The 21,315-nt window shown below is 64.9% G+C and carries 23 protein-coding genes; 13 read left to right on the top strand and 10 right to left on the bottom strand.

Features of this window, described 5'->3' with window-relative positions:
* The first annotated feature begins 16 nt into the window (after positions 1–16).
* Positions 17–316: a putative quinol monooxygenase gene (locus ACVI1L_RS32560; RefSeq protein ID WP_168856994.1), complete on the top strand. Its 300-nt coding sequence runs from the start codon at positions 17–19 to the stop codon at positions 314–316.
* A gap of 89 nt (positions 317–405) precedes the next feature.
* A complete protein-coding gene (locus ACVI1L_RS32555) occupies positions 406–714 on the top strand; it encodes a hypothetical protein (RefSeq protein ID WP_016843036.1) in 309 nt (102 codons plus the stop codon).
* 136 nt (positions 715–850) lie between these two features.
* On the opposite strand, the gene ACVI1L_RS32550 is transcribed toward ACVI1L_RS32555, so the two are convergent.
* Both ACVI1L_RS32550 and ACVI1L_RS32545 read right to left on the bottom strand, forming a co-directional pair.
* The gene (locus tag ACVI1L_RS32550) at positions 851–1,474 is read right to left on the bottom strand and encodes a GNAT family N-acetyltransferase (RefSeq protein WP_168856993.1); all 624 of its coding nucleotides are present in this window, start codon (positions 1,472–1,474) and stop codon (positions 851–853) included.
* A gap of 140 nt (positions 1,475–1,614) precedes the next feature.
* Positions 1,615–2,013 carry a PaaI family thioesterase gene (locus ACVI1L_RS32545; protein WP_057019919.1) on the bottom strand — a complete coding sequence of 133 codons (399 nt, stop codon included), beginning with the start codon at positions 2,011–2,013 and terminating at the stop codon, positions 1,615–1,617.
* A 149-nt stretch (positions 2,014–2,162) separates the two neighbouring features.
* On the opposite strand from ACVI1L_RS32545, the gene ACVI1L_RS32540 reads away from it, so the two are divergent.
* Positions 2,163–2,948, top strand: coding sequence for a cobalamin-binding protein (locus ACVI1L_RS32540; protein ID WP_057019918.1), 786 nt, complete (start codon positions 2,163–2,165; stop codon positions 2,946–2,948).
* A 193-nt stretch (positions 2,949–3,141) separates the two neighbouring features.
* Here the strand turns inward: ACVI1L_RS32540 and ACVI1L_RS32535 are convergent, their stop codons facing one another.
* Complete coding sequence (locus ACVI1L_RS32535; protein ID WP_456784751.1) at positions 3,142–4,419, bottom strand: ArgE/DapE family deacylase; 1,278 nt, start codon at positions 4,417–4,419, stop codon at positions 3,142–3,144.
* A 54-nt stretch (positions 4,420–4,473) separates the two neighbouring features.
* Positions 4,474–5,166, bottom strand: a complete 693-nt coding sequence (locus ACVI1L_RS32530; protein WP_371852173.1) for a pyridoxamine 5'-phosphate oxidase family protein — start codon at positions 5,164–5,166, stop codon at positions 4,474–4,476.
* 105 nt (positions 5,167–5,271) lie between these two features.
* Between ACVI1L_RS32530 and pdxR the strand changes: the two genes are divergently transcribed.
* From pdxR to ACVI1L_RS32515, 3 genes are read left to right on the top strand one after another with little or no spacing between them, the layout of a single operon-like run.
* The gene (pdxR, locus tag ACVI1L_RS32525; protein ID WP_456784749.1) at positions 5,272–6,786 is read left to right on the top strand and encodes a MocR-like pyridoxine biosynthesis transcription factor PdxR; all 1,515 of its coding nucleotides are present in this window, start codon (positions 5,272–5,274) and stop codon (positions 6,784–6,786) included.
* 46 nt (positions 6,787–6,832) lie between these two features.
* A complete protein-coding gene (locus ACVI1L_RS32520; protein ID WP_167350431.1) occupies positions 6,833–6,982 on the top strand; it encodes a hypothetical protein in 150 nt (49 codons plus the stop codon).
* A gap of 11 nt (positions 6,983–6,993) precedes the next feature.
* On the top strand, positions 6,994–7,239 hold the full coding sequence (locus tag ACVI1L_RS32515; RefSeq protein WP_210262764.1) for a DUF6719 family protein: 246 nt from the start codon (positions 6,994–6,996) through the stop codon (positions 7,237–7,239).
* Positions 7,240–7,290: 51 nt separating this feature from the next.
* Here ACVI1L_RS32515 and ACVI1L_RS32510 read toward each other — a convergent pair whose 3' ends face one another.
* Positions 7,291–7,698: a hypothetical protein gene (locus ACVI1L_RS32510; RefSeq protein ID WP_057019915.1), complete on the bottom strand. Its 408-nt coding sequence runs from the start codon at positions 7,696–7,698 to the stop codon at positions 7,291–7,293.
* Between the two features lie 39 nt (positions 7,699–7,737).
* Positions 7,738–8,115 carry a hypothetical protein gene (locus ACVI1L_RS32505; RefSeq protein WP_143271143.1) on the bottom strand — a complete coding sequence of 126 codons (378 nt, stop codon included), beginning with the start codon at positions 8,113–8,115 and terminating at the stop codon, positions 7,738–7,740.
* A 212-nt stretch (positions 8,116–8,327) separates the two neighbouring features.
* Here ACVI1L_RS32505 and ACVI1L_RS32500 point away from each other — a divergent pair, with 212 nt between their 5' ends.
* Entirely contained in the window at positions 8,328–8,552 is a 225-nt protein-coding gene (locus tag ACVI1L_RS32500; RefSeq protein ID WP_076832039.1) for a hypothetical protein, read from the top strand.
* A gap of 43 nt (positions 8,553–8,595) precedes the next feature.
* Here the strand turns inward: ACVI1L_RS32500 and ACVI1L_RS32495 are convergent, their stop codons facing one another.
* Complete coding sequence (locus ACVI1L_RS32495; RefSeq protein WP_028332339.1) at positions 8,596–9,153, bottom strand: CreA family protein; 558 nt, start codon at positions 9,151–9,153, stop codon at positions 8,596–8,598.
* Positions 9,154–9,376: 223 nt separating this feature from the next.
* Here ACVI1L_RS32495 and ACVI1L_RS32490 point away from each other — a divergent pair, with 223 nt between their 5' ends.
* The 5 genes from ACVI1L_RS32490 to ACVI1L_RS32470 all read left to right on the top strand — a co-directional run bounded on the left by ACVI1L_RS32490 (position 9,377) and on the right by ACVI1L_RS32470 (position 13,980).
* On the top strand, positions 9,377–11,107 hold the full coding sequence (locus ACVI1L_RS32490; RefSeq protein ID WP_456784748.1) for a L,D-transpeptidase family protein: 1,731 nt from the start codon (positions 9,377–9,379) through the stop codon (positions 11,105–11,107).
* A 102-nt stretch (positions 11,108–11,209) separates the two neighbouring features.
* The gene (locus ACVI1L_RS32485) at positions 11,210–11,779 is read left to right on the top strand and encodes a glutathione peroxidase (protein ID WP_057019911.1); all 570 of its coding nucleotides are present in this window, start codon (positions 11,210–11,212) and stop codon (positions 11,777–11,779) included.
* A gap of 171 nt (positions 11,780–11,950) precedes the next feature.
* Positions 11,951–12,958, top strand: coding sequence for a polysaccharide deacetylase family protein (locus ACVI1L_RS32480; protein WP_076832034.1), 1,008 nt, complete (start codon positions 11,951–11,953; stop codon positions 12,956–12,958).
* Between the two features lie 17 nt (positions 12,959–12,975).
* Entirely contained in the window at positions 12,976–13,533 is a 558-nt protein-coding gene (locus ACVI1L_RS32475) for a dihydrofolate reductase (protein ID WP_456784747.1), read from the top strand.
* Between the two features lie 18 nt (positions 13,534–13,551).
* A complete protein-coding gene (locus ACVI1L_RS32470; RefSeq protein ID WP_456784745.1) occupies positions 13,552–13,980 on the top strand; it encodes a hypothetical protein in 429 nt (142 codons plus the stop codon).
* A 109-nt stretch (positions 13,981–14,089) separates the two neighbouring features.
* Here ACVI1L_RS32470 and ACVI1L_RS32465 read toward each other — a convergent pair whose 3' ends face one another.
* Both ACVI1L_RS32465 and ACVI1L_RS32460 read right to left on the bottom strand, forming a co-directional pair.
* Positions 14,090–14,542, bottom strand: a complete 453-nt coding sequence (locus tag ACVI1L_RS32465) for a DoxX family protein (protein ID WP_057019907.1) — start codon at positions 14,540–14,542, stop codon at positions 14,090–14,092.
* A 156-nt stretch (positions 14,543–14,698) separates the two neighbouring features.
* Entirely contained in the window at positions 14,699–17,008 is a 2,310-nt protein-coding gene (locus ACVI1L_RS32460; RefSeq protein WP_057019906.1) for an NADP-dependent malic enzyme, read from the bottom strand.
* 232 nt (positions 17,009–17,240) lie between these two features.
* Here ACVI1L_RS32460 and ACVI1L_RS32455 point away from each other — a divergent pair, with 232 nt between their 5' ends.
* On the top strand, positions 17,241–19,232 hold the full coding sequence (locus ACVI1L_RS32455; RefSeq protein WP_456784744.1) for a hypothetical protein: 1,992 nt from the start codon (positions 17,241–17,243) through the stop codon (positions 19,230–19,232).
* Positions 19,233–19,409: 177 nt separating this feature from the next.
* Here ACVI1L_RS32455 and aspS read toward each other — a convergent pair whose 3' ends face one another.
* Positions 19,410–21,185 (bottom strand): aspartate--tRNA ligase, encoded by a 1,776-nt coding sequence (gene aspS, locus ACVI1L_RS32450; RefSeq protein ID WP_456784743.1) that lies wholly within the window; start codon positions 21,183–21,185, stop codon positions 19,410–19,412.
* Positions 21,186–21,315: the final 130 nt, after the last annotated feature.

Here is a 21,315-nt window from a genome sequence, read left to right as displayed (position 1 = left end):
ATTGGAGGGGGAAATCATGATCGTCGTCACCGGCAGCGTCACCGCCCGCCCCGACTCGTTCGACGAGGTGCGGCGGCTGAGCCTTGAACATGTTCATCGCTCGCGCACCGAGCCCGGCTGTATCTCCCACGCGGTCAATGTCGACTGCGAGAATTCGCTCAGACTGGTGTTCTTCGAGCAATGGGCCGACCGCGCCGCGCTGGCGGCGCATTTCGCGGTCCCTGCGTCACGCGATTTCGTCCGCTCGCTGCAATCTCTCGCGGCCGCGGCGACCACCATCGAACTTTATGACGCTCACAAGATTGAGAGACTCTAGCTGCATGGCTGGATTGCCATCTCACATTCATATTGCAATGCAACATTGGGGACCTTACGTATCTCTCGCGATTCAATGATGAGGCGGCGATGAGCGGAGACTGGAACACCAAGTATGGCACCCGGCGCGTGCGGCATGATCCGCCGACGCTGGAAGAAGCAATCTTCGCTGCCATCGGCATCACCGATGACGTGGAGGCCCAAGCCGAGATCGCGTCGGCCCTCATGGGGCTGCCCTATGACGACGTGCTCGCCGAGGTGAAGAAGACCGCGCGCGTCAGTGCCCGCACCGGCACGGCAACCCGTGTCATCGCCGGCGAACAGGGCGCGCAGCGCTCCGTGGTAGTCGAGCGCCGCGTGGTCCGCCGCTTTGCGACCGACAAGCGCACCGGCACCTGAGACGCACCATCCAATTGCTGAAAGAAAAAGGGCAATCCATTGAGTGGATTGCCCTTTTTCGTTTGATCTGGGATTCTTGTTGGACGCGTTTCCTTCACGCGAACCGGTATCCACTTCGCTTGGAAACGCTGCCGATTCAGGCCGCCCGGCCCCAGCCGGAGATCTGCATCACCATGCGCCAATACGCGCGGTTCATTTCGACGATCGCGTGCGCAGCCTCGACCGGCGTCACCGCGGTGACAGCCGGCGCCGCTTCGGGCTGCTGCTGCTCGCTCAGGTCGATGCTGCCGGTCGACTCGCCATGACGGAAGGTCAGCTGGGCACCGAACTTGGTGGCGAGCGCCCGCATCGCATCGTTCTGTGCGCCAGTGGTGATGCGCAGGCTGCCGTAGCCCTTGGCGTGCGCCTCGGCGATCAGCTTGCGGAACAGGGTGCTGCCGACGCCCTTCCGCCGCGCCGACCGCTCGACGCTGAAAGCGATCTCGGGCTGGGCATCCGGTGACTGCTCCGGCGGATGCAACTCGGCCGCGCCGCGGACCACGCCGTCCTCGAAATAGGCGATGATGACCGTGCCGTCATTGGCGCAGCGCTCGGCGTAGCGGCGGATGAAACTGTCGTCGATGAAGCCATGAAAACGATCATGACGGCTGGTGCGATCCAGCCGCAGCAGGTGATCGCGCAGCAGCGGAAGCTCTTCCTGCTGGCTCAACGTCCGCACGGTGCCCTTGGCGGCCGTCGAACGAATCGAATCATAGTTCATTTCATAACTCCTCTTGGTAGCCCTCGAGGAGGCGTCGAGTCCCTAGCAACCCCTATATTGTGCGACGCACCATAAAATTCAAGCGCCGAGATTCATTCAATTAAGGCATGTGGTGATTGTTAAATCACATTATCGCCCCATCATAGTACCAGCTGTGTCTGGGTCACCACCGCGACCAGCTTGCCGTCTTCGGTCTCCAGCCTGGTCTGCCACACCTGGGTCCGCCGCCCGCGGTGAACCGGTGTTGCGGTCGCAATCACGGTCGTCCCCTCCTTGGCGCCGCCGATGAAGTTGGTCTTGCTCTCCAGCGTCGTGGTGCCCTTGGCGTCCCCAGGCAGGTTGATCACGGTCGCGGCGGCGCCGACCGAGTCCGCAAGGGCCATCACCGCGCCGCCATGGATCGTGTTGCGGAGGGTGCAGAGGTCCGGCCGCACCACCATTTTCGCGACCACCCGGTCCTGATCGGCCTCGATGAACGTAACGCCCTTCAGTTCCGCAAACGGCATCTTCATCGACTGGATCTTTTCGAGCGGCGTCATGGGCACTCCCTGCTTTGTGGCCTTCTTCGAGGTTGATATCGGGCATGATGGATTGCCAGAGCGGGCCCGGCAATGACGTCTGAGGTAATGGCGCGAATGACGTCATGACATCAGTGACAATGTGCCTCGGAGCCTGCATACCGCCTGCCATGCGCGACTTCCCTCCCCGTCGGATCGTCTGCCTGACCGAAGAGACGGTCGAGACGCTCTATCTGCTCGGCGAGCAGGACCGCATCGTGGGCGTCTCCGGCTACGCGGTGCGGCCACCGCAGGTCCGCCGCGAGAAGCCGCGCGTGTCGGCGTTCATCTCCGCCGACATGCCAAAGATCCTGGCGCTCGACCCCGATCTGGTGCTCGCCTTCTCCGATCTGCAGGCCGACATCGTCGCCGATCTCGTGCGCGCCGGCGTCGCCGTCCACGTCTTCAACCAGCGCGACGTCGCCGGCATCCTCGCGATGATCCGCAGTCTGGGCGCAATGGTCGGTGCCGCCGACCGCGCCGATCGGCTCGCGCAAAACCTCGAACAACGGCTGGCGACGATCGCGGCAACGCCGCGTCCGGCACCGCGGCCAAAGGTCTATTTCGAGGAATGGGACGATCCGCTGATCAGCGGCATCGGCTGGGTGTCCGAACTGACCGAGATCGCCGGCGGCGAGGACGCGCTGCCGCATTTGCGCGTTCACAAGGCGGCGAGGGATCGCATCGTCACGCCTGACGCGGTGCGCGCGGCGATGCCCGACGTGATCCTGGCGTCCTGGTGCGGCAAGAAGGTCGTGCCCGACCGCATCCGCAAGCGTGAGGGCTGGAGCGAAATCCCGGCGGTGCGCAACGACCGCATCGTCGAGATCAAGTCGCCCATCATCCTGCAGCCCGGCCCCGCCGCGCTGACCGATGGGCTCGATGCGATCGTGAAGGCGTTGTGGGCGGAGCGCTGAAACCTCCAGCGTCGTCCCGGCGCAGGCCGGGACCCATACTCCGCGGCTAATGTTGTGATCGGGACTCGTCCTCGCAGCGCTGCACAACAAGCAAGATTTGTGGTTATGGGTCCCGGCCTTCGCCGGGACGACAGCGAATTTGTTGCGCAATCACGCACAACACTATGATTGCAATGGCATAGGGAGAACGAAGCTACGCCTTCTCTACGCCGCACCATTCCGCGATGAACAGCGCCATCGCCTTGGTCGCTTTCCGCAGCGACTCCAGTTCGACATATTCGTTGAAGCCGTGCATCGCCGCGCCGGTGGCGCCGAAGCAGAGGCTCGGGATGTTGTGGTTCAAACCGTAGAAGCGCGTGTCGGTCAACGCGGTGAAGGCGCGGTCTTCCACAGCGCCGCCATAGACGACCGAGTGCGCCTTGGCGAAGGCAGCTTCCGGTGCCTCGGAGTTCACCAACTCGTAGCCTTCCGACAGGAAGCCCGACCATTCGACCTGCGGCGGATTGTTGGAGAGGAAGCGATGATCGCGCGCCGCCGCCGACACGCAGGCCAGAATCTCCTTCTGGCACTCGGCGATCGACCAGCCCGGCAAGACCGCGATGCGGCAGTCGACGTCGCACCAGGCCGGCACGCTGGAGGCCCAGTCGCCTCCCTTGATGATGCCCGGATTGAAGTTGATCGGGTGATTGACGCCCTTGAAATGGCGGTCGGCCTTGGCGCGCTCGTTCCAGGCGATCTCGAGCTTCTCCAGCGCATGCACCAGATGATACGCCGCCATGATCGCGTTCGAGCCCGCGCCGGCCTCGAACACATGCACCGGGAAACCGCGCACCTTCAGGCGGAACCAGATCACGCCGACCTGCGAGCGGATCATCGTGCCGTTGGTCGGCTCCGGGATAAAGCAGGCATCGGCGCGATAGCCGCGCTGCAAGGTCGAGAGCGCGCCGACGCCGGTGCTCTCCTCCTCGATCACGGACTGGAAGTGAATCCGCGCCGTCGGCTTCAGGCCGGCCTTCCCGATCGCATCCAGCGCGTAGAGCGCGGCGATCGTGCCGGACTTCATGTCGCAGGCGCCGCGGCCATACATCCTGCCGTCCTTGATGACGGGCGAGAACGGCGGCGTCTCCCACATCTCGAGCGGACCGGTCGGCACCACGTCGCAGTGGCCCTGCAGGATCAGCGATTTGCCGGCATTGCTGGCCGGGCGGTAGGTGCCGACCACCGTGCGTGCCTTCGAGAAATCATGCTCGATCGGGCCGAAGCCGCGCAAATCCTTCAGCTCGTCGAGATTGATGTGCCAGTCGTCGACCTCGTAGCCGCGCTCGCGCAGGAGATCGCCGATCATGTCCTGGCACGGCCCCTCGGCGCCGCGGGTCGAGGGGATCGCGACGAAGGCCTGCGTCGTCGCAAGCTGCGCATCGAATCCCTCATCAACAGCGGCAAGGATTCGTTGTTGCGTCTCGGCAGTCATGCTTTGGCTCCATCGGGAAAACAGATCAGGCGGGAGCCGCAGCGTAGCCCGATTTCACTCCGCGGGGTATTGCGCAAAATAGGCGTCCCGCAATGCATCTTCGAGCAGCCGGCCCTCCGAATAACCATCGAGCGTCTTCGGCCGCGTCACGCCGTCGAGCAGCCGCGGGCACGGCTCCGGCGCGCCGAGCACGGTGCGCACCGGAATGCGCTCGGCATAGATCGGCAACTCGTAATCCTCGTCATCGTCGGCGACGCCCTTGGCGCGAATTTTTGCCGAGGCCTCCTCGATCTCCATCGCGATGAACGAGGTCGCCTTGATCTCCTGCTTGTTGCTGGCACGCAGGCTCGCGGTGCGCTCGGGAAAGAAGCGGTCGACCATCGCGACGATCGCGCGTTCCTTCTCTGCGGGGTCGGTGACGAGATAGGCCGACCCGAACGCCATCACCGCGCGATAGTCGGCCGAGTGGTTGAAGCCGCAGCGCGCCAGCACCAGGCTGTCGAGATGGGCGACCGTCAGGCACACGCGTTGCCCTTCGGACTGGTTCTCCAGCATCCGGCTCGCGCTCGAGCCGTGCCAGTAGAGCCTGGTGCCCTCGCGCCAGAAGAAGGTCGGCGTGCAATAGGGCTGGCCGTCGATCACGTAGGAGACGTGGCACAGCATCGAGGCGTCGAGGATCTTGTGCACGGTGGCGTGGTCGTAGAAGCCGCGGTCGTGGCGGCGCTTCACGCGGCTGCGGGACGACATGGGATAGGACGGAGCGGATGCGCCTTCGGTCACGGTGAGCCTTTCGAAATCTGGAATCTGTCCAGAGTTGTAGCGGCTCATTTGGTCTGCGATAGTGCCAATTCCATGCGAAAAATTCCGACCAATTCTCGGGAGCCCGCGGCGCGCAAGGCCGAGCTGCCGCTCGATCTCGCCGGCCCGCACGTCACCCCCGGCGCGGCCTCGCAGCAGCGGCTCTATCAGGCGCTGTGCCACGCGATCGTCGGCGGCCTCGTCAAGCCGGGCGAGCCGCTGCCGCCGTCGCGCGCGCTCGCCAAGCAGACCGGCTTCCGCCGCAACGCGGTCACCACGGCCTATGAGCGGCTGATCGCCGACGGCTTTGCGGTGGCAACAACGGGCGCCGGAACCTTCGTCGCGGCGCGCATTCCGGCGCAGGCCGCCGCGCCGCGCCGTGCAAGGATCGCGATCGAACCGCCGCAGCACAACGCGCTGTCGCTCGGCTGCACCCATATCGACGAGCGCGCGCTGCAGCGCTTCCGCGCCTTCGCCGGCCGCAGGCTGCGCGCGTTCGGGTCCGAGCATCTGCATTACGGTGATCCCCGCGGCAGCAGCGAGCTGCGCGCGGCGATATCGGACCATCTGCTGTCGGCGCGCGGGCTGCGCTGCGACCCCGACCAAATCATGCTGGCGTCCGGCACGCTGCATGCCCTGCGCATCGTGCTCGGGGCGATCCTCAAGCCCGGCGACCAGGTCTGGTGCGAAGACCCCGGCTATCCGGCGGCGCGGCGCGCGATCGAGCATTGCGGCTATCGTCCGGTGTCGGTGCCGGTCGACATGTCGGGCATGCGCATCGACAAGGGGCGCGCGTCCGCGCCGCAAGCGCGCGCTGCCTATGTCACGCCCTCGCACCAGTTTCCGCTCGGCGTGCAGATGTCGATGCCGCGCCGGCTCGAGCTGCTCGACTGGGCACGGGATGCCGGCGCCTTCGTGTTCGAGGACGACTACGACAGCGAGTTCCGCTACGACGGCGCGCCGCTGTTGTCGCTGGCCGGCATCGATCATCTGCGCCGCGTGATCTACATGGGCACGTTCGCGAAGACGCTGTTTCCCGGATTGCGGATCGGCTATTGCGCCCTGCCCGAAGCCTTGATCGGCCCGGTGACGGCGGCGCGCGCCGCGCTCGACCGCTTTCCCGCCACGTTGATGGAAGGCGCGGTCGCCGACATGCTGAACTCCGGCGCCTTTGCGGCCAACTTACGCAAATCGCGCAAACTCTATCGCGAGGCGCGCGACATCCTGGCGTCGACGCTTGTGAGCGCATCCGAAGGCGAGCTCACGGTTCCCGTGCCCTCGCAGGGCCTGCACCTCGTGGCGCGGCTCGATCCCGCGACCGATCCGCTGATTGCCGCGCAGGCAAAGGCTAATGCCGGCGTCGGCGGCTGGCTGCTCGCCGAGACCTATCATCGCGCGCCGCCTCTGCCCGGCTTCGTGCTGGGATTTTCCGGCCATCCGGTTCCGCAACTCGTTGCATCGGCGGAACGATTGGCGAAGACAACGCTCGCCGCGCTGCGCGCGACGCGCAAGACATCGGTCAAGCCATCCGCCAAGCCGCAGCCCTCTAGGAGAATCGCAGTCACCTGACTAAGGTCGCCCGCGTTCAGTCAGTGTCCGCTTACGGAGATACCGGATGCCAAATCGCAACGTCCTGTATCTCGTGATCGCCGCGCTGGTCGTGATCGCAGGCATGCTCGGCTACAATCTTTATCAGGCGAACAAGCAGCCCGAAGGCCTTCAGATCAATGTCGGCCCCGACGGGCTCAAGATCCAGAACAAGTGAAGGAGGCTGCGATGCTGCGCTTGGGATTCGTCGCGCTGGTCAGCGTCGCTGCTCTTGGCGCGATGACTCAATCCGCCGCAGCAGAGCAGTCCTACATGCGCGAGGGCGACATCGTCGATCTGCGGGTCGGCCAGCGCGTCCTTGTCGATGACGGCTCGTGCCCGGCCGGGCAGATCAAGCAGGTGGTCGGCTCCAGGCTGAGCCAGAACGGCGTGGTGCGGACCAGCAGCTGCGTGCCCCGCCTCGCCAAAAAGTAAAACGCCCCGCTGTCGCGAGGCGCTGCGGTCCTCATTGCTTTGAGGCGCGGCTCAGTTCGAGACCGGCTCGAACATGCATTGCAGGGTCGGCTTGGCGATCTTGGTGAAGGTCGGGCCGATCTCACCCTGCTTGGACGGCGGCACCCAATCGGTCTCGATGGTCGGCACGCCGGTCTCGCTGATACCGCGCAGCAGCGCCTGGCGCAGGTCGGGATCGTCCACGGTCGCGGCGGCGTGGTCGTGCAGGCAGCCGCACACCGCCTCGGGATGCGCCCAGCGGCCGAGCATATGCGGCGCGCATTGCCGCACGAACTCGTCGCGCGGTTCAGGCACGCGGTACAGTGAGCGGATCTGCATCGATTCGAGGGGGAGCTGGGATTGGGCCTGCGCGGCGCCCGCCAAAGGCCCCATCAGGACGAGCGATGCCAACATCGCGGCGGAACAGATACGGAGCAGCATGGGGAGCCTTTACCGGCAGTTCTATTTTTTGCGTCGCGCTCAGTTGGCCTGCGCCAGCACCATCGGGGCCGGGGTGACCACCGGCGAGCCGTTATAGGAGAAGGTGCCGATCCCGGGCAAACCGCTGTCCGGCGAGCCTGCCATTGACGAACCGGCCATCACAAAGGCGAGGGCGAGGATCAGGCTCATGGTTCGCATCTGACAGTCTCCGTTATTCCGCTCGGCATCCGGCGCCGTTGTGTGACGGTCTGATAACGATCTGCCGTTTCCGGAGTTCTGCGGAACAAGCCGAAAATGGTTTCGTCGGAACTCGAATTGTTTCGTCGACCAGCGGTCCACGAAACATTCGGCGGAAAACACCAATGATTTCAGCGGCAGAAGCGTGACTGAAAAGCTGTTGAAAACTTCGCGCGACAATGCCGGACCTCGGCCACTGCCGGAGCGACGGCCAATTATGCGTGCAAACTGAACGAGCTACCGCGCTTTGTTAACTTTCCTCTGCTGAGAGGAGAAGCAGCACAGCAAGGGCGGCGGTGAACCGGGCGGCGGTTTCGTCGACTCATGTCTGCGTGCCGTGCAACCATCTTCGCGGTGGCACGTTGTCGTGATCCCTCCCGATCCAACGAAGGATGTCAGTCGTGGGCAATGGCAACATTGGTGTTGGCAATGAATCCGCGGCGAGCAAATCCGGCCAGCAGCAGATGACGGCCGCGATGCCGCAGCAAGGCGCCTACGTGATGGGCGACAATGAGTGCGCGCCGCAGAAGCTGGTCCGCCTCGTCGGCTGCCGCGACTCGAAGGTCAAACCGGGCCTTGGCATCAGCGCGAAGCAGTTCGGGCAAACCGAGCGCTAGCTCGCCCACCGCCTCAGCCGCCTGGGCCAAGCCCCTGCTCCAGCTATTGAATGAACTCGCCGCACTTCTGCACGGCAGCATCGGCCGCGCCCCACGGCATGATCGGCACCGACGACGTCGAGTTCTTTGGCGAGCCCTCGATCAGGCGGTCCGAATAGACCATGTAGACCAGCACGTTGCGCTTGGCGTCGCAGCCGCGCACGATCTGCATCTTCTTGAAGAACAGCGACCGGCGCTTGCTGAACATGTCATCGCCCTGCCCGAGCTTGGTCTTGAAGCGGATCGGCCCGATCTGCCGGCAAGCCAGCGAGATATCGGAGACTTCCTCGGCAAGGCCAAGCCAGCCCTTGAAGCCGCCCCTCTCCGGCACCGTGAAGTGACAGGCGACGCCCTCGACCTCGGGATCGTCGACGCCATAGGTCGCGAGCTTGTCGTTGGGGCTCACCCATTTGAACACGGTGGAGCGGCGAAAGATCAGGTCCGGCTCGTCGGCCGCGACCGCAGGACCCGCCTGCCCCAAAGCCAGCAACATCAGCAGCACCGCGCATCCCCATCGAGACAACCGTCGCAGGTCACACAAGCTCACAGTTCTCGATGTCATTGAGGTCTCCGCGGGGTGGGTCCCGCCTATGTAGTGCGCAAACGCCGCACAGGAAGGCGCTGACAGTTCGGTGATCGAACGCGGCGCTTTAACCTCTTGTGAGGCTTTTTTGTTACTCTTTCGTCGAAAATACCGCCCTCACGGAAGGGTTAGATCGCTTGCGCTGGTGAACGCTTTGTGCGTCTGCGACAACCAACATGTAGTTTGGACTGGGATTCGGAATATGCGCGCAGGTGGACGGCGGATTTCGGTTTTTGACTTCGCGAATGAGCGGTTCTGGCAGCTGGCAATTCTGACGACCGCCGGCACCGTCGCCGCCTCCACGCAGGCCGATGCAGCGCTCTATTACTGGAACCGCGACTCCGCCTTCTACGGCGACTACGAGCCGATGCCGCAGCCGCACCGGCAAAAGCCGAAGCGCAACACAGCCAAGAAGAATCCGGCGATCGAGAAGGAGGCCGGCAGCAAGCCGCAAGGTCCCCTGATCATCTCGGTCTCGATCGACCAGCAGCGGGTCAGCCTCTACGACGCCAACGGCCTCTATGCCGAGAGCCCGGTGTCGACTGGCATGAAGGGGCATTCGACCCCCATGGGTGTCTTCAGCGTCATCCAGAAGCAGAAGTATCACCAGTCCAACATCTACAGCGGCGCGCCGATGCCGTATATGCAACGCATCACCTGGTCGGGCATCGCAATGCATGCCGGCGTGCTGCCCGGCTATCCGGCGTCCCACGGCTGCATCCGCATGCCGATGTCGTTCGCGGTCAAGATGTACAATTGGACGCGGATGGGCGCCCGCGTCTTCGTCACGCCGGGCACGATCTCGCCGGAAAGTTTCTCGCACCCGCTGCTGGTCACGCAAAAGGTGGCGCCGCAGCAGCCGGTCGCCGACGACATTCTGAAGATGGATGCGCCGCTCGGCGTGAAGAGCGACAAGGGCGCCGACAAGCAGTCCAGTCTCGATTTGCGCAGCAGCGTCGGCCATGCCGCCGCGTCGCTGCGCGACAACACCCACACCGCCGACGCCAGCAGCGCGATGCCGGCAGCGAGTGCGTCAGTGACAATGTCCGATGCATCCTCTTCCACGGCGCGCGACGCCATCGCGGAGAAGATCGCAGCCGACAAGTCCGAGACCGTGAAGCCCGAGACGGCCGCCGCCGACAAGCCGGCCGAGACCAATTCCGCCGGCCACGACAGCAACGCGACCACAGATGACAAGACGGTCGGCGAAACCACCGCCAGCACCGACACGCCAAAGAGCGAGGTCTCCGCAAGCGATCCGGCGAAGGCGGAAGCCAAGGCCGACGAGCCGAAGGCGGACGCCGCCAAGCCTGGTGTTGCCGAGGCGCCCAAGATCGATGCACCGAAGACCGACGCACCGAAGGCCGATGCCTCGAAGGCCGCTGACAAGCCCGCCGAGGCAGCGACTGCAGCCGATGCGCCCGACGCCAAGAAGGATCCGGCGCGGCTGCCGGGCACCGCCAGGATCGACGTGCCGAAGCGCGCCGGCCAGATTGCGGTGTTCATCAGCCGCAAGGATTCCAAGCTCTACGTGCGGCAGAATTTTGCACCTCTGTTCGAGGTGCCGGTGACGATCGCGGCAAGCGACCGGCCGCTCGGCACCCATGTGTTCACCGCACAAGCCGACAAGACCGATACGAACCTGCTGCGCTGGTCGGTGGTGACGCTGCCGACCCGCAACGTCGCCCGCATCGACGTCGAAGAGCGTACCTCGCATCGCCGCAAGGTCGCGGCCGCAGCGGTGGCCGAGGCCAAGCCGCAGCCGGTGACCAACAGTCCGGCCGAGGCGCTCGACCGCATCTCGATTCCGGCCGACGTGATGGCGCGGATCAGCGAAGCGCTCGGCACCGGCGGATCGATCATCGTCTCCGACCTCGGTGTGAACCAGGGCGAGACCGGCGAAGGCACTGACTTCATCCTGCCTTTGCGCTGAGGCCATCCGGGCGACCCGCTTCCGGCAATAACGCCTTCTTGAAAGCCTGCGCGTCCCCTCCGGATTATGATCCCGACGAACATCTGTTCTGGGGACGAGACCATGATGGACCGCAGGACCCTGATCGTGACCGCGATCGCCGCAGCCGCGGCATCCCGCCCGCTGCATGCCGAGCAGCCCGCGATAAGCCGGATCACCGCCTACGCCTTCTCATTTCCGGCACTCGGCGGCGGCGATATCAGACTTGCCGACTATGCCGGCCGTCCGCTGATGATCGTGAACACGGCCTCGCTTTGCGGCTTCACGCCGCAATATGCCGGCCTGCAGCAACTCTGGACCGAATTCCGCGATCGCGGCTTCGTCATCATTGGCGTCCCCTCCAATGATTTCGGCGGCCAGGAGCCCGGCGGCCCGACCGAGATCGCCGAGACTGCGCAGCATCAATATGGCGTCACCTTCCCGATCGCGGCGAAAGCAATCGTCCGCGGAGCGAGCGCGCATCCGTTCTACCGCTGGGCGGCGGAGGCTCGGCCAAAGGACGTGCCGCGCTGGAATTTTCACAAATACCTGATCGGCCGCGACGGCTACATCGCCGACGTTTTCGCTGAGTCGGTTGCGCCCGACGACACGCGCATCAAGACCGGGATCGCACGGGCATTGGCGGCCGCCTGAGATATGACGATAATCCCCGGAATTAACTGATCCGACGAGGATTTTGGACACGCGCTCGCCACGTTCATTGCCTTGGCGTCGCCACTGCGACTAGGGTACGATCGGTTGGGGGCGAAGCGACCCGGTCGCGGCAATGCCGGCGCCGGGAGCGCGAGCAGCAGGGAACACGCCATGCGCATTGCGACAGGTCTGATTTTTGCGGGGACCGTATCGTTGCTCGCGTCGAGCGCAGCTTGGTCGCAGACGTCGCCCCCCAAGGGCGCTACTGCGGCACCGACAGCACCAGCACCAGCGGCCGCGGCTCCCGCGCCCGCCGCCGCAGCCCCGGCAGCGGCCACTGCAACCGCAGCCCCGGTTCCGCCGAAGCAACCGCCACAGCCGGCGCGCGCCGCCTGCAACAATCCGAACGCGCTCGGCGTCGGCCGCACGGTCGAGATCGATACCACCGGCGGTCCGGGCTTCGGCTTCGAGCATTTCAAGCAGCTCGATTTCCTGCGCGACCATGAGGTGGTGCTGACCTTCGACGACGGCCCGTGGCCGGGCAACACGCCGGCAGTGCTGAAAGCGCTCGCGGATGAATGCACCACGGGCATCTTCTTCCCGATCGGCAAGCACGCGACCTATCACCCCGAAATCCTGCGGCAGGTCTATGCCGCCGGCCACACGGTCGGCGCCCACACCTGGTCGCACGCCAATCTGAACAACAAGAAGCTGACCGAGGATCAGAAGAAGGACGAGATCGAGCGCGGCTACGCTGCGGTCAAGTGGGCGCTCGAGACCTCACCCTCGCCGTTCTTCCGCTTCCCGGCGCTGCAGCATCCGCCGGAGATGGTGACCTATCTCGGCAACCGCAACATCGCGATCTTCTCCTGCGACCTCGACTCCTTCGACTTCAAGGCGAGCAAGCCGCAGCAGGTGATCGACACCGTGATGAAGAAGCTGAACAAGCTCGGCAAGGGCATCATCCTGATGCACGACTTCCAGAAGCACACCGCGGAAGCGCTGCCCACGCTGCTGACGCAGCTCAAGGCCGGCGGCTACAAGGTGGTCGCGATGCGCGCCAAGTTCCCGGTGACGGTGCTGCCGCAATACGAGCAGGAGCTCGCCAAGGACGTCAAGCTGCCGACCGTAAGCTCGCGCCCGGTGAACAGCGTCGTCACCACCGTCGATCAGCAATAACGCCGGCGACAATCCTGGTGCCGGCGCTGCGTATCGAAGGCTTCGTCATCGTCTCCGCCGATGGCCGGCTGGCGAATGCGCGGAATGTGATGCCCGACGACCTCAAGATCGAGGGCGACAAGCGGTTCTTCACCGCGGCCCTCGACCGCGCCGACCTCGTCGTGCATGGCCGTCACTCCCAGGAAGAGCAGCCGAACGCGCCGAAGCGGCGGCGGCTGATCCTGACCAGCAAGGTCGCGGCCACCGCGCCCGACCCCGACAATCCGAAGGCGCTGTTGTGGAATCCCGCCGGCTGTCCGTTCGAGACGGCGAGCCGCGAGGCCGGCGTGACCTCGGGCATGGTCGCGATCATCGGCGGCCCCGGCGTGTTCGGCATGTTCATGGACCGCTACGACACGTTCTGGCTCTCGGTCGCCCCGAAGGTGCGCATCCCCGACGGCGAGCCGTGCTTTCCGGGCGTCCCTGCCCACACCCCGCAACAGGTGCTATCAGCGCACGGCCTGCACGCCGGCCCGCCGCAGCTGATCGATGCCGCGCAGGATGTCAGCGTGACGCCGTGGCGGCGAAGCGCATAGATCCCGAGCCAGCTTGCGATGAACAACGGCATGACCTCCCTGGCGAACGCCGTAGCTCTTGTGGCGATGGCGTCGCTGGTCGCAACCAGCGCAGTCGGCGCCTGCAAAACCACCCTGCGCGGCGAACTCGTGCAAGCGCCCGGCGACCGCAAGGCCTCTGTCGGGGAATTCCTGTACTTCTATCTCGTCGAAATAACGCCGGAGAGCCCGACGGGCTCGGAGAAGCTCTTCCAGTCCTTCGTGGTTCCCAACATGAGCAAGACACTTCCAATTCCGTTCGCCCTGGAGATCGAACAGCCCAAAGACTGCCCAGGCAAACTCGAGCTGCGCGTCGATACCAAAGACCGAGACATCATGCGACTTGGCACGGATGCGTCGTCGGCTGGCAGGAAAACGGTCCGCCTCGAGAGGTTTGAAAGCGTACCTATGTGGGGACCATCTTTCTGAACGTCGCAGAGGGGGTTAGCGCCAGCGTAACCCGCCACCCCTCTTGCCGAATGCGCAGGTCGGCGGGTTACGCCTTCGGCTAACCCGCCCTCCACAGCTGCGTATCGTCCTACACGTCCCCATAGGCCGGGTCGTCGCGGCGCGGGCCGCGGCCGTAGCCGGCGATGATGAACAGCGCGCCGATCAGCGACAGGTTCTTCAGCGCATCGATCAGCGTCCTGAGGTTGTCGGGCGCCGGCTGATTCCAGAAGTCATGGAAGTAGAAGGTGGCGAAGCACACGAAGATGATCAGGAGAATCGCGAAGAACCGCGCCAGCACGTTCACCGCGATCATCAGCCCCGCGACGATCTCGAAGCCGCCGATCGTGACCGCCAGCAGCTGCATGAAGGGCATGCCGACGGCGGTTTCGATCTGCTGCGTATAGGGCGCGACCACGGCCGGGATCGTCACCTTGGCCGCCAGCAGATCCGCCGTCGCCTGGATGCCGAACAGCTTGCTCGCTCCCGAATAGAGGAACAGCACGGCGAACAGGATCCGCCCGAAGGTGATGAACGCTGGCATGGGTCGGCCTCACTGGATGGCGGAAATCGGACGAAGCAGGCGAAGCGATTATGGTCGCTCCGCCTGCCTCGATCAAATCGAATCCATCTCGGTTCAAACACGATGCGGAAAACCGCGCTGCGGTTTTCCGAACATAACGTGCTCAAACAACGGCCGTCAGCCGAACAGCGTCGGCTGCGCGCGGCCGGCGCGCTCCTGGGCTTCGACGGCGGCAACCGCCGTCATGTTGAGGATGCCACGCGCCGTCACGCCGGGGGTGAGGATGTGCGCCGGGCGCGCCGGACCGATCAGGATCGGCCCCACCGGCAACGCGTTGGCGAGCGATTTGATCATCTGGTAGGCGATGTTGGCGGCATCGAGGTTCGGCATGATCAGGATGTTGGCCTCGCCTTCCAGCCGCGACTGCGGCAGCACCAGGCGCCGCGCCGCCGCCGACAGCGCGGTGTCGCCCTGCATCTCGCCGTCGGCCTCGATCTCCGGATGCTTGTCCTTCAAGAGCTGGGTCGCCCGCCGCATCTTGCGCGAGGAATCCGTGTCATAGCTGCCGAAGTCGGAATGTGACACGAAGGCGACCCTCGGCTTGAAGGCGAAGCGCTGGACGTGGATCGCCGCGAGCGATGCCACCTCGGCGAGTTCCTCCGCGCTCGGGTTCGGCCGCACCTGGGTATCGGCGAGGAAATGGGCTCCGGTGGAGGTGATCATCAGCGCCAGCGCGGCATAGTCGCTGACCCCCGGCAGGAAGCCGATGATCTCGCGGACATGGCGCAGATGGCTCATGTAGCGGCCCTCGACGCCGCACAGCATCGCGTCGGCCTCGCCACGCGACACGGCAAGCGCCGCGATCACGGTATTGTTGGTGCGGACCACGGTCCGCGCGGCCTCCGGTGTCACGCCGCGCCGGCCGGCGACGTCGATATAGGACTGCACATAGGAACGGTAGCGCGGATCGTCCTCGGGATTGATCAGGTCGAAATCGCGGCCGGCCTTGATCGACAGGCCGAAGCGCTTGATCCTGGTCTCGACCACCGACGGCCGGCCGACCAGGATCGGCCGCGCCAGCTTTTCCTCGAGCACCACCTGCGTCGCGCGCAGCACACGCTCGTCCTCGCCTTCGGCGTAGATCACGCGCACCGGCTGGGTCTTCGCCTTGGCGAACACCGGCTTCATGGTGAGGCCGGAGCGGAAGGCGAAGCGTTCGAGATTGGCGGCGTATTCGTCGAAATTGGTGATCGGCCGGGTCGCGACGCCGGACTCGATCGCGGCCCTGGCCACCGCCGGCGCGATGCGCAGGATCAGGCGCGGATCGAACGGGCTCGGGATCAGCGAACCGGGGCCGAACCCCTGGGTCTCGCCGCTCTCGAAACCATGGGCCACCGCATCCGACGGCGGATCGCGCGCGAGCTGCGCGATCGCGTCCACCGCGGCATGCTTCATCGCCTCGTTGATCGCGGTGGCGCCGACGTCGAGCGCGCCGCGGAAGATGAAGGGGAAGCAGAGCACGTTGTTGACCTGGTTCGGAAAGTCCGACCGCCCCGTGCAGATCATCGCGTCGGGACGCGCCAGACGCGCCTCATCCGGCATGATCTCCGGCACTGGATTGGCCAGCGCCATCACCAGCGGCTTGTCGCCCATCTGCTTGACCATTTCGGGCTTCAGCACACCCGGTGCAGACAGTCCGATGAAGATGTCCGCGCCGGGAATGACGTCGGCGAGCACGCGTGCGTCGGTCTTCTGGGTATAGACCGCCTTCCAGCGATCCATCGTGGTGTTGCGGCCCTCATAGACCACACCGTCGATGTCGCAGACCCAGATGTTCTTGCGCTGCGCCCCCATCGAGACCAGCAGATTGAGGGTTGCGATCGCGGCGGCGCCGGCGCCCGAGCAGACGATCTTCACGTCAGACAGTTGCTTGCCGTTCAACAACAGCCCGTTGACGATCGCCGCGGCGACGATGATGGCGGTGCCGTGCTGGTCGTCGTGGAAGACCGGGATCTTCATGCGCTCCTTGAGCTGCGCCTCGATCTCGAAGCACTCAGGTCCGCGGATGTCCTCGAGATTGATGCCGCCGAAGGTCGGCTCCAGCGCGGCAACGGTCTCGACTACGCGCTCGATCGTGTCGGCCTTGATCTCGATGTCGAACACGTCGATGCCGGCGAATTTCTTGAACAGCACCGCCTTGCCTTCCATGACGGGCTTCGAGGCCAGCGGACCGATATTGCCGAGACCGAGCACCGCGGTGCCGTTCGAGACCACGGCGACCAGATTGGCGCGCGCGGTCAGCGTCGCCGCCTCGGCCGGGTTCTTGGCGATCTCGGTGCAGGCGGCGGCCACGCCCGGCGAATAGGCCAGCGCCAGGTCACGCTGGTTGGCAAGCGGCTTGATCGCCTGGATCTCGAGCTTGCCCGGCCGCGGCAGCCGGTGGTAGGCGAGCGCCGCGTTGTGGAGTTCTTCAGACGATGACGACATGCGTGCTCCCCGCGTTTCCGGCCCAAATTTCTTGTTTCTGTGCTAATCCAGGCAAAAGTCAGTTGTCCGGCAAATCGAGCCGGATGTGAAGCATGTCCAACCACTTGGATGCAACATCCGATAATATCCCCGTCAACAGGTCCGGGCCGGCCGTTCATCGACGCCTGCCCCTCCCCGCGCCATTCGGCCGGGATTGGCAATTTTTTTCCCTTGATGATCCGGAGTTGACCGAATGAAGAAAATTCTGCTCGGCCTGATCGCCGTGGTTGTGATCGCGGCCGCCGGCTTCTTCGGTTTCGACTTCTACGCCCAGCGCCGGGTCACGCGCGACGTCGAGGCCGCCTTCGAGCAGGTCCGTGCCACTGGCGCCAAGGCGAGCCACGGCAAGATCACGTTCGACGTCAAGAGCCGCACCCTGACGATCGCGGACGTCGCCACCGAGTCGGGGACGCAATCCCCGGTCAGCGTCAAGATTGCCAGTCTCACGATGACCGGCCTCGGTCAAACCGACGCGGCACGGGTCTCCGCCGGCAATGTCGAGTTCAGCGATGTCGAGATCGGCATGTCGGGACCGACCCCGACGATCGCCTCACTGACCTACAAGGCGCCGCGGATCACGGTGAAGGATTATTCCGGCCCCGCCAGCCTGCCCCAGCTTCCGGCGTCGTCGTCGATCTTCGAGCTGTACCGGTCCGCGTTCGGACTGCTCGCGAGCATCAACGCATCATCGGTCGCTGCGCCTAGCCTGACCGGAACGATGACCTTCAGCGCCGCCGCAAAAGCCGGCGACGGCGCCGGCGGCGAATTCGCCTATTCGGGCATCGCCATTGAAAACATGAAGGACGGAAAGGTCGCGTCCAGCAAAACCGACAAGGTTGTGTTCACGATCAACCAGCAGGCGGCCGGCAAGCCGATCAAAATGACCGGCGAGCTAGCCAACATCGCCGCGACCGATATCGACGTCGGCGCGATGGCGGCGATAGTCGATCCAGGCAAGGCCAACGATGACAGGGAGTACCGGATCCAGGGACACGTTTCGGCCGGTCCTTATGTCATTACCGCCGCGCCCGGTGTGAACATGCGGATCGAGGGAGTGACCGTCGACGACACCAGGATCAATCCGTCACGGATGCAACTGCCGGCGCTACTGGCAATGATCCCGCCGCAAGGGAGTCCGCCGCCGTCTGCCGCCCAGGCACGCGAACTGCTGGACAAGGTCGCCGGCCTCTATTCGGGCATCGGAATTGCAGATGCCGAGATGCATGGGCTCTCGGTCGAGACGCCGCAGGGCCCGCTCAAGCTCGCCTCGATGCGGTTCAACTTCGAACACGGCAAGATCGGCGAGCTTGCGGTCGAGGGACTCGATACCCGTGCGCCGAACGGTCCCATCAAGGTCGGACGCTTTGCGCTGAAGTCGCTCGACGTCGCCAACTTCATGCGGCTCTCGGCGCAGTTCGCCGCGCAGAAGCCGTCGGCCGAACAGGCGCTGGCGCTATTCCCGCTGATCGAAGGCGTCGAGGTCAAGGGCGTCGCGTCGCCCTACAAGGCCACCGGCAAGCCGGTCAACATCGACGTCCTCAGCCTCGACTGGGGTCAGTTCGTCGGATCGATCCCGAGCAAGCTGCGGCTGACCGCGAAGCTGGCGGCGCCGCTCGATGCGGCCGATCCGCGGCAGCAACCGCTCGTCGCTGCCGGGATCGACCGGATGGCCGTCGATGCCGATCTCGGCGCCGTCTGGACCGAGACCTCACGCGCGTTCGCGCTCGAGCCGGTCAAGCTCGACATCGCGGGCCTGCTGAACGCGTCGGCAAAGGTCACGCTCGACAACGTGCCGCGCGAGGCATTCTCGACCAGCGCCGCGGAAGCGATGGGCGCTGCCGCGCAGATCGAAGCCGGCACGATCGAGCTCACGGTCCACGACCTCGGCGTCATCGATCTCGCGGTCGCTCAATTTGCGCTCACCCGGAACATCAGCCGCGACGAGGCGCGCAAGGTCATCCTCGACGCCATCAAGGCGCAGGGCGGCGAGATCGGCGGAGCCAATCCCGACGCCACCGCGCTCGTCACAGCGATCGGCCAGTTCATCGAGACGCCGGGGCAGACGCTGGTCATCAAGCTGACTCCACGCGCGAAGGCGCCGGCGCTTCAGCTGATGCAGCTGCTCAAGACCGATCCGCAATCGGCGCTGGCGCAGTTCCGGATCGAGGCCTCGACGGGGTTGTGATTGCTGGGCCCTTACCTGCTTTTCCCTCTCCCCGTTCTTACGGGGAGAGGGTCAGGGTGAGGGGCTGCTTCTGCAAAATTGCTGTCGAACGGACTCGCGGAGGCTCCCCCTCACCCGGATTGCATCTAACGATGCAATCCGACCTCTCCCCGCAGGCGGGGCGAGGTGAAGGCCCGCCTAACCCTTCGCCGGCAGGTTGGTGCGGATGTGCAGCTCCTTAAGCTGCTTCGGCGTTGCTTCCGACGGCGCGCCCATCAGCAGGTCCATGGCCTGCTGGTTCATCGGGAACAGCGAGATCTCGCGCAGATTGTTGGTGCCGCAGAGCAGCATCACGATACGGTCGAGGCCGGCCGCCATGCCGCCGTGCGGCGGGGCGCCATACTGGAACGCACGGTACATGCCGCCGAAGCGGTCGATGACCTCCTGCTCGCCATAGCCTGCGATCTCGAACGCCTTCACCATCGCTTCCGGCTTGTGGTTGCGGATGCCGCCGGAGGCGATCTCGTAGCCGTTGCAGGCGATGTCGTACTGGAACGCCTTAATGGTCAGCGGGTCCTGCGTCGTCAGCGCGTCGAGGCCGCCCTGCGGCATCGAGAACGGGTTGTGCGAGAAGTCGACCTTCTTGTTCTCCTCGTCATACTCGTACATCGGGAAGTCGACGATCCAGGCGAGCTCGAACCGGTCCTTGTCGATCAGGTTCAATTCCTCGCCGAGCTTGGTGCGCGCGAGACCCGCGAACTTCCAGAATTTCTCGGGATCGCCGGCGACGAAGAACGCCGCATCGCCTTCCTTCAGTCCGAGCTGGTCGCGGATCGCAGCGGTGCGCTCGGGGCCGATGTTGTTCGCCAAGGGGCCTGCGCCCTCGCCGCCCTCGCGCCACATGATGTAGCCGAGGCCGGGCTGGCCTTCGCCCTGCGCCCACGAGTTCATGCGATCGCAGAACGCGCGGCTGCCGCCGCCGGTGCCCGGGATCGCCCAGACCTGGTTCTTCGGGTCTTCGAGCATGCGCGCGAACACCTTGAAGCCGGAGCCGCGGAAGTGCTCGGAGACTTCCTGCATCACGATCTTGTTGCGCAAATCGGGCTTGTCGGAGCCGTATTTGCGCACGGCCTCCGCAAACGGAATCCGCGGCCAGTTCTTCGTGACCGGCCTGCCCTTGGCAAAATCCTCGAACACGCCGGTGATCACAGGCTCCATCGCCGCGAACACGTCGTCCTGGGTGACAAAGCTCATCTCGACGTCGAGCTGATAGAACTCGCCCGGCAGACGGTCGGCGCGCGGGTCCTCGTCGCGGAAGCACGGCGCGATCTGGAAGTAGCGGTCGAAGCCCGACATCATCAACAGCTGCTTGTACTGCTGCGGCGCCTGCGGCAGCGCGTAGAACTTGCCGGGATGGATGCGCGAGGGCACCAAGAAGTCGCGCGCGCCTTCCGGCGAGGATGCCGTCAGGATCGGGGTCTGGAATTCGAAGAAGCCCTGCTCCTTCATCCGCTTGCGCATGGAATCGACCACCGCGCCACGGGTCATGATGTTCTGGTGCAGCTTCTCGCGACGCAGGTCGAGGAAGCGGTATTTCAGCCTGATATCTTCAGGATATTCCTGCTCGCCGAACACCGGCAGCGGCAGCTCGGCCGCCGGGCCCAGCACCTCGATCTCCTTGATGTAGATCTCGACCATGCCGGTCGGCAGCTCCGGATTGTCGGTGCCGGCGGGACGGCGGCGCACCTTGCCGTCGATCCGCACCACCCATTCGGAGCGGAACTTCTCGACCTCGACGAATGCCGGCGAGTCCGGATCTGCCACGCATTGGGTGATGCCGTAATGGTCGCGCAGATCGACGAACAGCACGCCGCCATGGTCGCGGACCCGGTGAACCCAACCCGAAAGCCGGACCGTCTGGTCGATATCGCCCTCTCGGAGCGCGCCGCATGTGTGTGACCGGTAGCGATGCATAGTCGTTCCAAAAACTGATGTCGGAGGAGAATCGCGATAGGAAACTTCCTATCCGAAGGCGCTGGGTTTACCCGAGCCCGCTCGGGGCGGCAACCAAGGGAACGCCCGCTTTTGGCCCGAAACTGCAGAT

The organism is Bradyrhizobium sp. USDA 4516, assembly GCF_054055915.1.
This window is presented reverse-complemented; position numbering and strand designations above follow the sequence as displayed.

Bases quoted from the DNA above. Each gene is read 5' to 3' on its own strand.
- ACVI1L_RS32560 (WP_168856994.1), top strand. From the start codon at position 17: ATGATCGTCGTCACCGGCAGCGTCACCGCCCGCCCCGACTCGTTCGAC.
- ACVI1L_RS32555 (WP_016843036.1), top strand. From the start codon at position 406: ATGAGCGGAGACTGGAACACCAAGTATGGCACCCGGCGCGTGCGGCAT.
- ACVI1L_RS32550 (WP_168856993.1), bottom strand. From the start codon at position 1,474: ATGAACTATGATTCGATTCGTTCGACGGCCGCCAAGGGCACCGTGCGG.
- ACVI1L_RS32545 (WP_057019919.1), bottom strand. From the start codon at position 2,013: ATGACGCCGCTCGAAAAGATCCAGTCGATGAAGATGCCGTTTGCGGAA.
- ACVI1L_RS32540 (WP_057019918.1), top strand. From the start codon at position 2,163: ATGCGCGACTTCCCTCCCCGTCGGATCGTCTGCCTGACCGAAGAGACG.
- ACVI1L_RS32535 (WP_456784751.1), bottom strand. From the start codon at position 4,419: ATGACTGCCGAGACGCAACAACGAATCCTTGCCGCTGTTGATGAGGGA.
- ACVI1L_RS32530 (WP_371852173.1), bottom strand. From the start codon at position 5,166: ATGTCGTCCCGCAGCCGCGTGAAGCGCCGCCACGACCGCGGCTTCTAC.
- pdxR (WP_456784749.1), top strand. From the start codon at position 5,272: ATGCGAAAAATTCCGACCAATTCTCGGGAGCCCGCGGCGCGCAAGGCC.
- ACVI1L_RS32520 (WP_167350431.1), top strand. From the start codon at position 6,833: ATGCCAAATCGCAACGTCCTGTATCTCGTGATCGCCGCGCTGGTCGTG.
- ACVI1L_RS32515 (WP_210262764.1), top strand. From the start codon at position 6,994: ATGCTGCGCTTGGGATTCGTCGCGCTGGTCAGCGTCGCTGCTCTTGGC.
- ACVI1L_RS32510 (WP_057019915.1), bottom strand. From the start codon at position 7,698: ATGCTGCTCCGTATCTGTTCCGCCGCGATGTTGGCATCGCTCGTCCTG.
- ACVI1L_RS32500 (WP_076832039.1), top strand. From the start codon at position 8,328: ATGTCAGTCGTGGGCAATGGCAACATTGGTGTTGGCAATGAATCCGCG.
- ACVI1L_RS32495 (WP_028332339.1), bottom strand. From the start codon at position 9,153: ATGACATCGAGAACTGTGAGCTTGTGTGACCTGCGACGGTTGTCTCGA.
- ACVI1L_RS32490 (WP_456784748.1), top strand. From the start codon at position 9,377: ATGCGCGCAGGTGGACGGCGGATTTCGGTTTTTGACTTCGCGAATGAG.
- ACVI1L_RS32485 (WP_057019911.1), top strand. From the start codon at position 11,210: ATGATGGACCGCAGGACCCTGATCGTGACCGCGATCGCCGCAGCCGCG.
- ACVI1L_RS32480 (WP_076832034.1), top strand. From the start codon at position 11,951: ATGCGCATTGCGACAGGTCTGATTTTTGCGGGGACCGTATCGTTGCTC.
- ACVI1L_RS32470 (WP_456784745.1), top strand. From the start codon at position 13,552: ATGAACAACGGCATGACCTCCCTGGCGAACGCCGTAGCTCTTGTGGCG.
- ACVI1L_RS32465 (WP_057019907.1), bottom strand. From the start codon at position 14,542: ATGCCAGCGTTCATCACCTTCGGGCGGATCCTGTTCGCCGTGCTGTTC.
- ACVI1L_RS32460 (WP_057019906.1), bottom strand. From the start codon at position 17,008: ATGTCGTCATCGTCTGAAGAACTCCACAACGCGGCGCTCGCCTACCAC.
- ACVI1L_RS32455 (WP_456784744.1), top strand. From the start codon at position 17,241: ATGAAGAAAATTCTGCTCGGCCTGATCGCCGTGGTTGTGATCGCGGCC.
- aspS (WP_456784743.1), bottom strand. From the start codon at position 21,185: ATGCATCGCTACCGGTCACACACATGCGGCGCGCTCCGAGAGGGCGAT.